This window comes from Streptomyces sp. TRD_SC_5 (genome assembly GCF_056836825.1).
On sequence record NZ_JBWZZS010000001.1, the window covers coordinates 3,882,039 to 3,896,733 of the forward strand.

The following is a 14,695-nucleotide window of genomic DNA, read 5'->3' on the forward strand; positions in this document are numbered from 1 at the left end:
CCGGGTCAGAGAGCGTCTGATCCGGGGCTGAAGCTCGTTCGGGGCAGGGTGCCCCGGTTCGACGTGCGCGTACGCCGGGGTGTGGCAAGACTGGGGCCATGACTGAAAAGGCGCTTCTTGAGGGCGGGCCGGACGATCTGTCGGAGCGGGTTGTTCCGATCACGCCTCCCGGGCGGGAGCTGAAGATCCCGCACCGTGGCGGGTACGAGCACTTCAAGATCACGTCGAGGCATCAGGACACTGATCAGGGGCGGCTGACTGTCTTCGAGTGGTGGGAGCGGACGGAGATCGCCGAGTGACGCCGTGAGTGGTCGGGGGTGGTCCCCTGATGGCGTACAGTTGGGTTTAACGACGCGGGGTGGAGCAGCTCGGTAGCTCGCTGGGCTCATAACCCAGAGGTCGCAGGTTCAAATCCTGTCCCCGCTACTGAAGAAGAAAACGAAGGCCCGGATCTCGGAAGAGATCCGGGCCTTCGTCATGTGTGCACGCGTATTCGCCGTCCCCCGTTCGGCCGACCCCCGATGGCCGCCCGGCGCGGCTACGGCCAGCCTGGGCTGGGCGCGGTACCGTCCGCAGCCGGGTGCGCGGCGAAGCGGGAGACCCAGGTGGGGAAGCAAGACGGAGCGGGCGGCGGACGCGATGCGGGTAAGGCCTCGCGGTTCGTACGGGCGCTGCCCGCGCTGCTGATCGCCGGCGGCTGCGTGTTCGACGTCACCACACCGCCGCACTTCACCGCGTCGCCGCTCTTCGCCGCCGCCCCGCTGATCGCCGCGCCGCTCTTCTCCCTCCTCAACACCCTGGTGACCGGCGGCATCGCGATCGCCGCTGTCATCGGGCTGCATCTCTACAACCGCACGTCGACGCACGTCGAGTCCGTGACCGAGCTGATCACCATCGTCACCGTCGCCGTCCTCGCGCTCGTCATCAACCGCGTCGTACGCCGCAGCGGCCGGCAGCTTGCTTCCGCCCGCACCATCGCCGAGGCGGCCCAGCGCGCCGTGATCCCCGTGCCCGCCGACCGGATCGCCGGGCTGCACATCGCCGCGCGGTACGAGGCCGCTCAGGCGGACGCCTTCATCGGCGGGGACCTCTTCGCCGTACAGGACACGCCGTCCGGGGTGCGGCTGGTGGTCGGCGACGTACGCGGGAAGGGGCTCGACGCGGTGGAGGCGGTGGCCGTCGTCGTCGGGGCGTTCCGGGAGGCCGCCGAGCAGGAGCGCACGCTCGAGGGTGTCGCACAGCGGCTGGAGCGGGCGCTCAAGCGGGAGGGCGCGCGGCGTGACGGGCTGGATGCCTTCGAGGGCTTCACGACGGCCGTACTGGGCGAGATCCCGCGCGGTGAGGGCATCGTGAGGCTGGTCAACCGCGGGCATCCGGAGCCGCTGCTGCTGTACGCCGACGGGGATGTCGCGGAGATCGTGCCGGCCGTGGCCGCGCTGCCCCTGGGGATGGGTGAGCTGGCGGCCTGGCCGGACCGGGCGCAGGACTACGCGTTCCCGCCGGGCGCCACGCTGCTGCTCTACACGGACGGTCTGTCCGAGGCCAGGAATGCCGCGGGTGTCTTCTACGATCCGGCCGCGCGGCTGCGCGGGCGGATCTTCCCGGGGCCCGAGGCGCTGCTGGACGCGCTCACCGACGACGTACGGCTGCACACGGCCGGAGCCGCCACGGACGACATGGCCCTGCTGGCGGTCGGGCGGCCCGCCGAGGGCCAGCAGGACCGCCGCAGGACCGTGGGTCTCGTCAGGCGGCTGGACCTGCCTGACGGCCGAACCAGTGCAGGCTCTGGCCGTGCGGGGCCGTGAAGGCGACCGCGCGCTCGTCGAGGGCGAGGGTGAGCAGGTGCTCGTCGTCGGGGGCCGGGGCGTCGAGCCAGGGCAGCACGGTGTGGTGCTCGTTGGAGATCCAGTGGCCGGGCAAGTCACGTACGAGCGCGGCGAACTCCTCGCGGCGGGCGAGCGGCAGGTACATCAGTACGGCGGTGTGGAAGACGACCAGGGTCGCGTCCGCCGGGGCCTCGGCCGCCAGCGCCGGGAGTTCGTCGACGAGGTCGCCGCGGACGATGCGGTGGCTGGGCGCCGTACGTACGGCCTCGATGGCGGCGAGCTGCTGACGCGGGCGCTCCGCGCGGCCGGGCCAGATCAGTGACTGGAGCCAGCGGACGTCGTCCTCGTCGGTGGGGTCGAGGGGGTTGAGGTCGATGCCGGCGCGCCACGCGATGTCCGGGAGCGCGGTGGGCAGGGGCGTGGGACCGTCCGTACGGCAGTCGAAGGTGACGGGCGAGGTGCCGAGGACGGGGCCGTCGTCGTAGCGGTAGGCGTAGCGGTCGGGGTGGAGGCACAGGCCCGCGGAGGCGCCGACCTCGATGAGGGCGAGCGGCTGGGGGAGCGTGGCGAGGAGGGGCAGTAGGGTGGCGCAGCGCGCGGGCTCGTTGGTCTGGGTGAAGCGGGCCAGCATGACGGTGCGTACGTCGTCCCAGTGGGCCAGGGTCCAGTCGCGGAAGGGCGCCCACTGCTCGTAGGGGCCGCCCAGGTGGCGGACGGCGGCGAGGAGGAGATTGGGCTGCTGCTTGTTGCCGGGGGGCAGGGCGGCGATGAGGGCGCAGAGGTCCTGGTCCTCGCTGATGCGGGCGGTGAGTTCGGCGTAGGCGGGGGAGGTGCCGCGCGCCTGCTGCTCGGAGAACTCGCGGTAGCGATCGGCCACCGATTGCGTGCTGTTGACAACCATGGGGCTGAAGTTAGCCCTGCGACCGGGGCGGCGACGCTGGGTAATCGCGGGACACCCCTGCGCATAACAATTGACGAACCGTCATGGTGCGGATGTTTTCTGAGGGGTGGTCAACTCGTCCGACTGTGGCCGCTTGTGTCCTGATTAGTCCAGGCCAAGGTCCTTAACGATCAGTTGGAACGGCTTGGAAACCGGAGCCCGTGTCTATTAACGTTCGATAACGCAGCGCGGTCGTCCCAGTCGTCGCAAGAGACGGCACCGTGCGCACGCGCCGAATTCCGCAAGGGAACCGGGGAACCACGTTCCTTGGGGTGAATCGGGCCGCTTCGTACCCACGGAGAGGCCCGTAGGAGACCTTCCTGCTCCGAACCCGTCAGCTAACCCGGTAGGCGAGAAGGAAGGAAAGGAGCACGCCTCCGTGGCGTCCAACAGGCCTGCCCCCGAAGCCACCCTGCCCCCTTACGGGGCACCCAGCGACACCGGGAATCCCGTCGGCGGGGAGGGGACCTGGGAGGAGTGGAATCCGACTGAGGAATCCGTCCGGCCCGTACGCGGTCGTCACCGCGTCGCAAAGCAGCGCGGCGGTCTCGGCCGCAGCTCCACCGTTCTGGGCGTCGGCGTCATCGCCGCGGTCGGCGCGGGCGGCATCGCCACCGCGCAGGACAAGCCGGCCATCTCGATCTCCCTTCCCGACGCGATAGCGGACTCACTTCCCGACGCCAAGTCACTACCCGGTGTCGGCTCTTTGATGTCCGACGACGCGGAATCCGGTTCCGGTTCCGGCGAAGCGATCATGGCCGCCGCCCCGCTCACCACCGCGGGCATCACCACCGCCGACGCGCAGCAGGGCACCACCGACGCGGGCGAGGCCCTGCGCGCCCGCATCCTCCAGCAGGCCGAGCAGCAGCAGGCCGCCGCCGACGCCGAGGTGAAGCTGGCCGCCGAGAAGGAGGCGGCCGAGCAGGCCGCCGCCGACGCGAAGAAGCAGCAGAGCGCGGCTGAGGCGAAGGTCGCCGAGGAGAAGCGCGAAGCCGAGGAGAAGAGGCGCCAGGCGGCGGAAGAGGCCAAGCGCAAGGCCGAGGAGGAGCGGCTCGCCAAGCTGGCCGCCAGCTTCTCGCTGCCCACCTCTTCGTACACGCTCACCTCCACCTACGGGCAGTCCGGCTCGATGTGGTCCTCCGGCCAGCACACCGGTCTCGACTTCGCCGCACCGACGGGCACGCCGGTCAAGGCCGTGCACGGCGGCACGATCAAGTCCGCGGGCTGGTCGGGTTCGTACGGCTACCGCATCGTCCTGGAGCTCGCGGACGGTACTGAGGTCTGGTACTGCCACCTCTCCTCGATGACCGTCACGTCCGGCGAAGTCGGTACGGGCGACGTCATCGGCAACGTGGGCGCCACCGGCAACGTGACCGGGCCGCACCTGCACCTCGAAGTGCACACGCCCGACGGTGCCGGGGTCGACCCCGCGGCGTGGCTGCGCGGTAAGGGCCTCTCCGTCTGACGACCTGACGATTTCTCCCACAGTCCCCGGCAGTCTTGGCGCACGCCCCCCGCGCCCAGGGCTGCCGGTCTGTGTATGCGTCGTACGGCGGCTATTGCTGCCGGTACGGGTTGTACGCGGCGTAGTCCTGGTGCGGGGGAGGCCCGTACCCGTACGACTGCCAAGGCGGTTGCGGCGGCCACGGCGACGGGGGCCGCACCCGGCCCGTGGCCCGTGCCGCGTACTCCAGGGCCGGCCCGGCCACCTCCCTGCGCTGCCACAGGTGGTGCAGCAGCTCCTGCTCGCGGGCCGCGAAGTCCGGGCCGAGTGCGCCGCGGTGGGCGCGGTGGCGCAGGAAGGCCAGGGACGTGGCGAAGGCTTCGTACTCGGCGACGGCCAAGGCCGCCGCCCGGCCGCCACCGGCACGAGCCGCCGCGCCCCGGGCCAGCGAGCGGGCCCGCATCGAGGAGAGCGCGAGCGGCTCGTCGGGCCGCAGCCAGCCGGCGGCGGCATAGGCGGGCAGTTCGGCGGCTATCGTGCGCAGCTCGCGCTGGCGCGTCCAGACCACCAGCCAGGTCAGCAGCGCGAAGGCGGGGACCATGAAGACGGCGTACACGAGGTAGAAGCCGTACCCCCCGAAGACCGACGACCCGTTCCACAGGGCGTGCATGCCCATCGCGAACGCCAGGCCGAGCAGCGGCAGCGCGATACGCCGCCACCTTCCCCCGCGCGGCGGCGAGAGCGCGGCCAGGCCGAAGCCGATGCCCGTCAGCACCGTGAACAGCGGGTGCGCGAACGGCGACATCACGATGCGTACGAAGAAGGTCGCCGCGGTCACCGACGCGAGGCCGGAGGCGCCCGCTTCCTGGTCCTCCCCGAAGGCGTTGCCGAGGTAGAGGATGTTCTCGGTGAAGGCGAAGCCGGTCGCCGTGAACCCGGCGACGACCACCCCGTCGACGATGCCCGTGAAGTCCCGTCTCCTGAAGACGAAGATCAGGAGGATGGCCGCGGCCTTGGCGCTCTCCTCGACGACCGGCGCTATCACCGTCGCGCCGAGGGATTCGGCCCCCGCCGGGTCGGCGGTGGCCGTGGCTATCCAGCGGGTCGCGAAACTGTTCGCGATGATCGCGACGAGGGCGGCGGCGAACGCGCCCCAGGCGAAGGCGAAGACGAGGTTCCGCCAGGGCTCGGGCTCGACCCGGTCGAGCCAGCGGAAGGCGGCGACCAGCAGCGGCACCGGCAGCACCGCGAGACCCAGCCCCACCAGGAAACCGTGTGTGCCGGTCTGGTCGCGGACGATCGCCAGGATCACCAGCGCGCAGAGTGCGAGCACGGTGATGACCGCGCCCGCGCGCACCGCCCTGGTGCGCCACCAGGCGCGGCGCGGCTTGTAGCGCCAGTGCGCAGGCGGCGGTACGGCGGTGAACTGCGGCTGCTGCTCACAGTCCGGGACCGCCGGGTGCTGCCGGGGGTGCGGGGGCGTCTCGTACACCCGTCGACCCTAACGAGGGGCACTGACAGTGGCGATGGGGCCTTCAGGCTCTACCGGCGGCGGAAGAGCAGGTCGTGCACGACATGGCCCTTGTCGAGACCCTGCCCCTCGAAGCGGGTGAGCGGCCGGAACGCGGGCCGGGGCGCGTAGCCGCCGTCCGGGACGGTGTTCTCGAAGTCGGGGTGCGCGGTGAGTACTTCCAGCATCTGCTCGGCGTACGGCTCCCAGTCGGTTGCACAGTGCACGATCGCGCCGGGCGCGAGGCGGGGCGCCACGAGGTCGAGGAACTCGGGCTGGATGAGGCGCCGCTTGTGGTGGCGCTTCTTCGGCCACGGGTCGGGGAAGTAGACGCGCAGGCCGGCGAGGGAGGCGGGCGGCAGCATCTCGCGGAGCAGGATGATCGCGTCGCCGTTCGCGACGCGGACGTTGGTGAGGCCGGCGCGTTCGGCGAGACCGAGCAGGTTGCCCTGGCCGGGGGTGTGTACGTCGACGGCGAGAATGCCGGTGCCGAGGTCCTCGGCGGCCATCTGTGCAGTCGCCTCGCCCATCCCGAACCCGATCTCCAGCACGACCGGCAGCCCGCGCCCGCCGAAGAGCTCGTCGATGTCGAGGACGCGCTGCCCGTCGATGTCGAGTCCCCACCGGGACCACAGCCGCTCCAGGGCATCGGCCTGCCCCGTGGTCACCCGGCTGCGCCGCGGCTGGAAGCTGCGGATCCGCCGCTCGTGGTGCGATCCGGCGGGGTCGGGCGCGGGGCCGCCGGGGAAGCGGGGCTCGCCCTTGGCGCGGTGGAAGGGGGAGACGTGGGGGGCGGCGTCGGGACGGACGCTGGAGGACTCAGACACAATGCCCCGATTCTACGGCGCGGCGGGGTGGAGGCGGTCCTGCGGAGCTGCCGTCCCCACAACCAGTACCGGGCTGCGACTACGGGCCTTCGCATTCCGCGGTGCCGGGAGGGGACGTGTCGGGGCGCTCCCCGCAGGGCGTTGAACGCAACCACCCCAACGCAAACCGACGTACCCGAACGTTCGACGCCCGAGGAGACGCCCCGGCGCGGCACCGACCCCAAAGCCCCCGCAACCACACCCGCACCGCGCCCGGGACCGCACCGCACCGGGACCGCACCGCGCCGGGACCGCGCCACGGCCCCACCCCTACACCGCCGCCGCCCCCAAAACCCCCAGCGCCCGCCGAGCCACCCTTCTCCCGATCGGGAGCGAGGCCGTGGCCGCCGGGGACGGGGCGTTCAGGACGTGGATGATGCGGGGGGTTTCCTGGATCAGGAAGTCGTCGACCAGCGTTCCGTCCCGCAGCACCGCCTGCGCCCGCACCCCCGCCGGCGCCGGCCGCAGGTCCGCCTCCGTGACCTCCGGCAGCAGCCGCCGCACCGCCTCCGTGAAAGCGCGCTTCGACAGCGAGCGGTGAAGCTCCCCCGCCCCGTACCGCCAATGGCGCCGGGCTATCCGCCAGGACCCCGGCCAGCCGAGCGTGCCGGCCAGCTCGCGCGGCCGGACCGCCGACCAGTCGTAACCCTCCCGCGCGAGCGCCGGCACCGCGTTCGGTCCCACGTGTACGCCGCCGTCGATGCCCCGCGTGAGGTGCACCCCGAGGAAGGGGAACGCCGGATCCGGCACCGGGTAGACCAGCCCGCGCACCAGCTCCGGGCGGGCGAGCTCGAAGTACTCACCCCGGAAGGGGACGATCCGCATCCCCGGGTCGTCGCCCGCCAGCCGCGCCACCTGGTCACAGTGCAGCCCCGCGCAGTTCACCAGAACCCGCGCCCGCACCACCGCCCCCTCCGCCGTACGCACCGCGACACCCCACGGCCGCCGGTCCACGACGGCCACCTCCGCGCCGTACCGGATCTCCGCGCCCGACGCGCCCAGACTTTCCGCGAGCTGCCCCGCCACCGCCCCGAAGTCGCACACACCGGTCGTCGCCACCTGGATCGCGGCCAGGCCCCGCACATTCGGCTCGTACTCCTCGATCTGCGCGGACCCGAGCTCCCGCACGGGAATGCCGTTCTCCCGCCCGCGCTGCACCAGCGCGTGCAGCCGCGGCAGCTCCTCCCGCTCGGTCGCGACAATCAGCTTGCCGGTGACCTCGTGCGCGATCCCGTGCTCCGCGCAGAACTTGATCATCTCCGCCGCGCCGCGCACCGCGTACCGCGCCTTCAGCGAGCCCGGCCGGTAGTAGATGCCGCTGTGGATCACGCCGCTGTTGCGCCCGGTCTGGTGCAGGGCGGGGCCCCGCTCCTTCTCCAGCACCGTCACGCGCGTGCCCGGCGCGGCGCGCGTGATGGCGTACGCCGCCGAGAGGCCGACGATCCCCGCACCGATCACGAGCACATCGCAGTCGTACGGCATCGCTCTCCACCTCCGACCGCGGCCATGCCCGTGTGGTCCGTGTACGTGTACTGGGCCTCCGGGAAGGCGTCCTGAAAGCGCCCCGGACTCCCGATGATGCACTGACCCACTGACAACGCCTTCAAACCACCGGCAGGAGGCCCTCAACGCGGCCCGCCAACCCCAGCCCGCCAAACCCCAGCCCCCTACGCCGGCGCCACCAGCAGCGGCCGCGCCCGCTCCCGCAGCTCCGCGACCCGCGGCTCGTCGCCGTACGGCTCCAGCCGGTGCAGCAGGTCCCGTACGTACTCCGTCGTCCGCGCCGACGAGATCCGCCCCGCGACCTCCACCGCCCGGGTGCCCGCCGCACACGCCGCATCGAGGTTGCCCGACTCCAGCTCCGCGACCGCCGACACCACCAGCCGCAGCCCGTGCGAGCGTACGAACTCCTCCGTCGGCCGCGACAGCGCCTGCTCCGTGAAGCGTCGCACCTGCCGTGGCGCCTTCAGATCGCGATAGCACTCCGCCGCGTCCGCCGCGAACCTGTCGTACGAGTAGAAGCCCAGCCAGGTCGGATCGGGATCGCCGTCCCGCGCCCGCTCCAGCCACCCCTCCGCCGCCTTCAGCGCCGCTCCCGCCGCCTGCGCGTCGCCCGCCTTCGCGTGCGCCCGCGCCTCCACCAGCCGGAAGAAGCTCATGGTGCGGGCGGTGGCCAGCCCCCTGTTCCGCTCCAGCGCGGCCTGCGCCAGGTCGACCCCCTCGTCGGCGAAGCCGCGATAGGTCGCCTGGAGCGACATCGACGCCAGGATGTACCCGCCCAGCGGCACGTCGGCCGCCGCGCGGGCGAGCCGCAGCGCCTGGATGTAGTACCGCTGAGCGGCCTCCTGTTGCCCGGTGTCGAAGGCCATCCACCCTGCCAGCCGCGTCAGTTCCGACGTGGCGCCGAAGAGCGAGCGGCCGACGTCGTCGCTGTACGAACCGAGCAGCAGCGGCGCCGCGTCGACCCGTAAGCACTCCGGGACCATCGAGGAACGCCAGTCCCCGCCGCCGTACTTGGAGTCCCAGCGCCGCGCGTCCTCCGCCGCCTCCCGCAGCTTGGCCACATCCGCGTGGCCCACCCGCAGCGGCGTCGCGTCGGCTGCCGTCTCGTCGGCCGCCGTCGCCGTGGAGTCCCGCGCGACCGACGAATCGGCGGGTGTTATCAGCCATCGGGACGCGGGAGTGGCGTACGCGCTGACGGCGAACGAACCGGCCAGAGACTGCCAAATGCCGCCGCTGCCGGCCCGCCTGCCCGCCAGATCCAGCCGGTACAGCTCGGTCGCCGACCGCACCGCCGCCGATACGTCGCGCGGGAAGGCGAGGCCCACCTCCGGCGCCGGATCGGCGTCCGCCAGGCCGATCTCGTGCAGCGGCACGGGACGGCCGAGCTTGGCGCCGATGGCGGCGGCGATCAGGTGCGGCGCGGCGCCCTGCGGCACCATGCCCTTAGAGACCCACCGGGCCACCGAGGTCTTGTCGTATCGAAGTGTCAGGCCGCGCTGCGACCCGAGATCATTGACCCGCCTCGCCAGGCCGGCGTTGCTGATTCCCGCGAGGGCGAGAACCGTGCCGAGCTTTTCGTTCGGCCCGCGTTGCTCCCTGGACATGCGCCACCCCTCGACACAGACGGCCGTCCGGCGGGGACATTTCCGGCCGGACCACCCGCACAACCACGCGGCCAGTCCAGCCGGAATATGCGGCCCGCTCAGAACATCAGTAAACCCAGCGTAGTTCTCCGCATGCCGACCGTTAAGGGGCGGTGGTCCGTATGGCGAGATTCGTGTAGTTACACGAACGCCCGTGCCCCGCCCCGTGCTCCGTGCGTGTGGCCGTGCGCCCGCCCTGCGCTCTCGTCGGGCCGGCGCCGGGGCCGTTCCATGGGAGTCGCGTGGGTCGGCCCGCTGCACTGGGTCCAGTGGGCTGGGGGACACCGCCGCCTTCATCCCCGCGGGCGGCGGGCCGGTCCGGGAGGCGAACAGCGCCTCCCGGACCGTGCGTTCCCCCGCGGCTGCCCGGGGTACCGCCGCGCCCGCAGAATGGCCGAATGGCGCCTGTCGCCCAAACCGGCCGAAGTCCTGCGCGCGGCGGGCGCATTGACTCGCCCGTACGCCTTCCGTAGCCCCTCCTGCATGCCGTTGTCGTGGCAGCATGGTCCCGAAGCTACTTCTCGGATTCCCGAGTTCTTCGATGCTGCTTCGGTACGTGCGTTTGGTTGTCCACAGCCTGTGGAGGCGGCGATGCGATGGTTGGTGGGGTGGAGCAGTGTCGCCGCCAGCTTCGGGACGGTCGGAGCGGTCGGCACGCCCGGCGCCACCCCGTCCTCTACTCCTTCTTCTTCCTCCTCCGACCACGAATCCCTCACCGTGCACCCCGTCGGCTCGCAGCTCCTGTGGGGCGACCCCGACCCCCTGTGGGCCGTCGGCGACTGGCGGCCCGACGAGGTACGTACCCTCAGCGTCGACCCCTTCACCCGGATCGCCGTCCTCGGCTGCTGCGGCGCGTCCGACGAGGAACTGCGCGTAGGCCTCTTCGCGGCGCGCGGCGGCGCACTGCGGCACCTGACCGCGTGGTCCGGCAGCTACACCGCCGTCGTCCAGGCCGGCCGTCGTGTCACCGTGGTCGGTGACCTGGCAGGTGCCCGCCCTGTTTTCTATACGCCCTGGGCCAATGGCACCGCGTACGCCACCGCCGCGCTCCCGCTCGCCGACCTCATCGAGGCACAGCTCGACATCGGCCACCTCGCGGCGCTGCTCGCCTGCCCCGACGTACCCGAGGCGTTGCGCGACGGCACACCGTACGCCGGCGTGCGGCGCATTCCGCCGGGGCACGCGCTCGTCCTGCGCGAGGGGTCACGCGAGATCACCGGTTACGAACCGGTGGCCTCCCTCGCCGTGGCCGCGCCCCAACTCGACCCGGAGCGAGCCGTCGACGGCGTACGCGACGCCCTCGTCGAAGCGGTACGGGCCAGACTCACCGCACCGCGCCACGCCCCGGAGACCGCGCCGCCCGACCCGGGCCCCGTCCCCGGCATGGGCCCCGCCGACCGGCGGGCCGCGCGTGGCGCGCCCGTCCCCGGCATCGGCGCCGACCTCTCGGGCGGCAGCGCGTCGGCGACGCTGGCCCTCCTCGCCGCGGGCCTGCCGGGGCTGCCGGGCACGGTCCTGGGTCACGGCACGGGAGCCGGAGAACGCCTGCTCGCGGTCACCTTCAACGACCTCACCGCCGAAGGCCCCGGCGCGGAGGCGGAGTTGCAGCGGGCAGGTGCGATCGCGGCGAACCCCCGGCTGCACCACGTCGTAGTAGCCGGCGGCGAGGAATCCCTTCCGTACGCCGACTTGGACAGCGGCCCGCTCACCGACGAGCCGGGACCGTCCCTGGTCACCGCCGAGCGGCACCGCCGCCGCCTCGCCGCGGGCAGCGCCGACCACTTCACCGGGCACGGCGCCCGCCAGGTGCTGGACGCGCATCCGGCGCGCCTCGCCGACCTCCTGATGGACCGCAGACGGCGCGACCTGCTGCGCCCGGTCGCCGCCCTCGCCAAGGTCGAAGGGCCCTCCGCCCACTCCCTGTTCGTCCCGCTGACCGTCTACCGCGCCGCACGCCGGCTCGCCCGTACGCCGTACCGTGCGGGCATCGAGGAAGCGGCGGCCCGCCTCATGGACCGCCGCTTCGACGAGCCGGGCACCAGGGGGAGTACGGGCACTGGCCCGACGTCCGCCCTGGACGCCTCACTCGCGGCCCTCGCCTGGACCAGGCCGGGCCCCGCGGCGCGCTGGCTGACGGGGGAGGCGCTGGCTGAAGTATCGGTTCGCCTCCAGGCTTCGGCCAGCAGGCCCTCGTCGGTACAGCGCCCGGGCGAGGCCCGCGCACGGGCCGCCCTGGCCCGGGCGGCGGCCGACCACCGGGTCTTCGAGCAGGCGGCGGAGGTGCGGAGCCAGCGCCTGCACGCTCCGTTCCTCGACAACCAGGTCGTACGGGCGTCCCGCACCCTCCCGGAAGCCCTGCGCGTCCAGCCGGGCGCCCGGGCGGCGATCCTGCGCACGGTTCTGTCCGGGGCGGGCATCAAGGACCTGCCGCCGGGGTGGGGAGCGACGTCGCACGCTTCCTCAGCGGCGGCCGCCCGGGCCGGACTGCGCGCGTCGGTGGGCGACTTGATCGCACTCTTCGACGCCCCGTTGCTGGCCGACGCGGGCCTGATCGAGGCCCGCGTCGTACGCAAGGCCCTGCGCGCGGCGGCCGAGGGCGAACCGGTCCCGCTGGACGGCCTCGCGGACCTGGTCTCCACGGAACTGTGGCTCCGCCGCCTCGTCTCGCGCCGCGGAACGTGCTGGACGGGCACGGCGGCCCCGCGCCAGCGCGCGGTGGCAGGCGGAGTACCGCAGCGCAGGGCCCTCTGACGCGGCGGGCGAGGCGCCCTGCGGGAAGGGGCGGGTAGAGGAACAAGCCCGCCGCAGGCGTCCGCCCCCCGCACCTACCCCCCGCAGCTGATCCGCGACTGAGCCCAGTCCGCCAGCACCATCGACTCGTGCGGATGCTCCGGCTCCACGGCGAGCCGGATCGACTCGCGCCCCGAGATCCCGGCCCGCATCGCCACAGCCGCGTCATTGCCGCGCACCAGCCCCGACTGCCACAGCAGCTCACCGTCCCCGTACACCGAGAAACGCGCGGCCCCGAGGCCCATCGTCATGTCGTCGATGCCGACCAGCGCCTCATAGGTGGTGCACGCGCGGTTGAGGTCGATGGTGACCGACGACTTCGCGTGCGTCGTCACGCCGTTCCCGTACCGCACCCCACCGATCGACATGCCGTAGCGCTGCCACAGCCAACTGCTCCCGGCCAGCCGCACTTCCGGCTCGGTGTGGTCGCCGAACGTGCCGTACTCCAGCTTGTTCACCTGGTAGACGACCGGGGCGGGCGGCGGCGGTGGCGGCGAAGGCGTGGGCGTAGGCGGCGGAGTGGGCTTCGGCGCCGGCTTCGGCGGCGGCTCAGGCGCGGGCGGCTTCGGCGGCGCCGGCTCCGCCTTCGGCGGCGCAGGCGTGGGCGAAGGGGTCGGGGACTGCGCCGGAGGAGCCACCGGCGGCGGCTTCGGAACGGGCGGCGCAGGAGGCGCAGGCGGCTTTGGGCTCGGCCTCTGCGGTACGACGGGCCGCGACACCGGCGGCTTGGCCACCGGCTTCGGCTCGGGCTTCGCGTCCTCGCCCGCAAGCGCGAACACCAGGCCCGCCGCCACCGCCACAGCCACCGCAGCACCGATCGCCACCTTGGCGGGCGCGCCCATCGCCTCGCCCCCGGCGGCACCGGCCCCGCCTCCGGCCGAACTCGAACCCCCGCCGCTCGCCGCAGCGGCAGCCCCCGCCCCGGCCGCCCCCGCCGCGCCTCCCGCCACCAGACTGGCGGTGTGGACCGCGTACCCGCCTGCGAGCCAGCCGATGACCGCGACCGGAAGCAGCGCAGGGATCCCGGCGTTGACATCGCTCAGCTCACCGGCCGCCACCCGGCACTTCGCGCACTCCTCCAGGTGCTTGCGCAGCCCCCGCTCGGCGCGCATCCGCAGCCCACCCCTGGCATACGCACCGAGCCGGTCGGCGTACCGCGCGCAGTCGCCGCCCGCCGTGAGCGCGGTGCTCACATGCGCCTGGAGATACGCCTGCTTGAGTCCCTCCCGGGCCCGGCTCGCCAGCACTGCCGTGGCGTTCGCGGTCAGCCCGAACAGCGGCGCGACGTCGCTCGGCGACTCCTCCTCGACCGTGGTGTGCCACAACACCGCCTGCCAGCGCTCGGGCAGGCTGCGGAACGCCTGCATGGCCAGCGTCTGCTCGGCCTCGTGCATGGCCCGTACGTCGGCGCCCAGATCCAGCGTGTCGTCGTCCGACGCATCCACCGCACGGGCGGACTGCGTCGCGAAGACGGCGAAGTCCTCGACCAGGTGCTCGCGCCTCGCGGTCTTCGTCCACGTCGCTGCCACCCGCCGCACCGTCGTCAGCAGGTACGCCCGTACGGCCTGCTCGGGCCCCGAGCCCCTGCGCACCGCCTGCAGCGTGCGCGCGAAGACTTCGGCCGTCAGGTCGTCGGCGGTGTGGGCGTCCCGGCAGCAGGTACGGGCGTACCGGCGGACGGCGCCGGAGTGCCGCCGGAACAATTCCTCGTACGCACTGTCGTCGCCCCCGCGCATCCGCTGGATCAGCGCGGGGTCCGAGACCGGCGTCTGCACCGACGGGCCACCGCTGTCGCTCCCACCCCCGCGCTGCATGGGGACGCCGGCGTCGTCGCCGTCCACGGCCGGCCACGGCCCCGGCAGCACGGTCCCGCCGCCGTGGTCGTCCGCGCCACCGTCCCGGGCCGCCCCCGTGTCCGCATCGCCGTCCGCCCGGCCGGGCCCCGCCTGGCTCGGCACCTGTCGCGAAGGCGGCCTGTCGGGCTCCATGCCGACACGGTCGAGCGGCTCGTCCCGCCCCTCAACACCCATTGCGGAAGCCCCCGTAAGCGTCCTCGGACCGGAAATACCGGCCAAGAATCCCACAGAGCGCACCACGGCCCATTGCTCCGACCGGGCAACCACTCATCCGGGGAGTTTTCCCGCACACGAGCCCTAGCGCTCACTCGAACGGG

Annotated in this window: 10 protein-coding genes, 1 tRNA gene and 1 riboswitch; of the genes, 5 read left to right on the top strand and 6 right to left on the bottom strand. The window is 73.0% G+C overall.

Features of this window, described 5'->3' with window-relative positions; all coding sequences use genetic code 11:
* Window positions 1–98 precede the first annotated feature (98 nt).
* The 3 genes from AC1P0E_RS18105 (at window position 99) to AC1P0E_RS18115 (ending at window position 1,805) form a co-directional block, all read left to right on the top strand.
* A complete protein-coding gene (locus tag AC1P0E_RS18105) occupies window positions 99–299 on the top strand; it encodes a DUF5988 family protein (RefSeq protein WP_482743197.1) in 201 nt (66 codons plus the stop codon).
* Between the two features lie 53 nt (window positions 300–352).
* Window positions 353–426 (top strand) — tRNA-Met (locus tag AC1P0E_RS18110).
* A gap of 179 nt (window positions 427–605) precedes the next feature.
* Window positions 606–1,805: a PP2C family protein-serine/threonine phosphatase gene (locus AC1P0E_RS18115; RefSeq protein ID WP_482743198.1), complete on the top strand. Its 1,200-nt coding sequence runs from the start codon at window positions 606–608 to the stop codon at window positions 1,803–1,805.
* Here AC1P0E_RS18115 and AC1P0E_RS18120 read toward each other — a convergent pair.
* Window positions 1,744–2,727 (bottom strand): DUF2332 domain-containing protein, encoded by a 984-nt coding sequence (locus AC1P0E_RS18120; protein WP_482743199.1) that lies wholly within the window; start codon window positions 2,725–2,727, stop codon window positions 1,744–1,746. The two genes, AC1P0E_RS18115 and AC1P0E_RS18120, sit on opposite strands and share 62 nt — an antisense overlap.
* 259 nt (window positions 2,728–2,986) lie before the next feature.
* Window positions 2,987–3,134: riboswitch (cyclic di-AMP (ydaO/yuaA leader) on the top strand.
* Window positions 3,135–3,145: 11 nt separating this feature from the next.
* On the opposite strand from AC1P0E_RS18120, the gene AC1P0E_RS18125 reads away from it, so the two are divergent.
* Window positions 3,146–4,231: a M23 family metallopeptidase gene (locus tag AC1P0E_RS18125; RefSeq protein WP_482743200.1), complete on the top strand. Its 1,086-nt coding sequence runs from the start codon at window positions 3,146–3,148 to the stop codon at window positions 4,229–4,231.
* Window positions 4,232–4,322: 91 nt separating this feature from the next.
* On the opposite strand, the gene AC1P0E_RS18130 is transcribed toward AC1P0E_RS18125, so the two are convergent.
* The 4 genes from AC1P0E_RS18130 to AC1P0E_RS18145 all read right to left on the bottom strand — a co-directional run bounded on the left by AC1P0E_RS18130 (window position 4,323) and on the right by AC1P0E_RS18145 (window position 9,693).
* Complete coding sequence (locus AC1P0E_RS18130) at window positions 4,323–5,702, bottom strand: PrsW family intramembrane metalloprotease (RefSeq protein ID WP_482743201.1); 1,380 nt, start codon at window positions 5,700–5,702, stop codon at window positions 4,323–4,325.
* A 50-nt stretch (window positions 5,703–5,752) separates the two neighbouring features.
* Entirely contained in the window at window positions 5,753–6,547 is a 795-nt protein-coding gene (trmB, locus tag AC1P0E_RS18135; RefSeq protein WP_482743202.1) for a tRNA (guanosine(46)-N7)-methyltransferase TrmB, read from the bottom strand.
* 309 nt (window positions 6,548–6,856) lie between these two features.
* A complete protein-coding gene (gene lhgO / locus AC1P0E_RS18140) occupies window positions 6,857–8,068 on the bottom strand; it encodes an L-2-hydroxyglutarate oxidase (protein WP_482743203.1) in 1,212 nt (403 codons plus the stop codon).
* Between the two features lie 185 nt (window positions 8,069–8,253).
* Window positions 8,254–9,693, bottom strand: a complete 1,440-nt coding sequence (locus AC1P0E_RS18145; protein ID WP_482743204.1) for an NsdA family TPR-like regulatory protein — start codon at window positions 9,691–9,693, stop codon at window positions 8,254–8,256.
* A 630-nt stretch (window positions 9,694–10,323) separates the two neighbouring features.
* On the opposite strand from AC1P0E_RS18145, the gene AC1P0E_RS18150 reads away from it, so the two are divergent.
* Window positions 10,324–12,483 carry an asparagine synthase-related protein gene (locus AC1P0E_RS18150; protein ID WP_482743205.1) on the top strand — a complete coding sequence of 720 codons (2,160 nt, stop codon included), beginning with the start codon at window positions 10,324–10,326 and terminating at the stop codon, window positions 12,481–12,483.
* Between the two features lie 74 nt (window positions 12,484–12,557).
* On the opposite strand, the gene AC1P0E_RS18155 is transcribed toward AC1P0E_RS18150, so the two are convergent.
* Window positions 12,558–14,510 (bottom strand): sigma-70 family RNA polymerase sigma factor, encoded by a 1,953-nt coding sequence (locus tag AC1P0E_RS18155; protein WP_482743206.1) that lies wholly within the window; start codon window positions 14,508–14,510, stop codon window positions 12,558–12,560.
* Between the last annotated feature and the right edge of the window lie 185 nt (window positions 14,511–14,695).

Coding starts and splice junctions, on each gene's coding strand:
- AC1P0E_RS18150 (WP_482743205.1), top strand. CDS start 10,324: ATGCGATGGTTGGTGGGGTGGAGCAGTGTCGCCGCCAGCTTCGGGACG.
- AC1P0E_RS18145 (WP_482743204.1), bottom strand. CDS start 9,693: ATGTCCAGGGAGCAACGCGGGCCGAACGAAAAGCTCGGCACGGTTCTC.
- AC1P0E_RS18155 (WP_482743206.1), bottom strand. CDS start 14,510: ATGGAGCCCGACAGGCCGCCTTCGCGACAGGTGCCGAGCCAGGCGGGG.
- lhgO (WP_482743203.1), bottom strand. CDS start 8,068: ATGCCGTACGACTGCGATGTGCTCGTGATCGGTGCGGGGATCGTCGGC.
- AC1P0E_RS18105 (WP_482743197.1), top strand. CDS start 99: ATGACTGAAAAGGCGCTTCTTGAGGGCGGGCCGGACGATCTGTCGGAG.
- AC1P0E_RS18120 (WP_482743199.1), bottom strand. CDS start 2,727: ATGGTTGTCAACAGCACGCAATCGGTGGCCGATCGCTACCGCGAGTTC.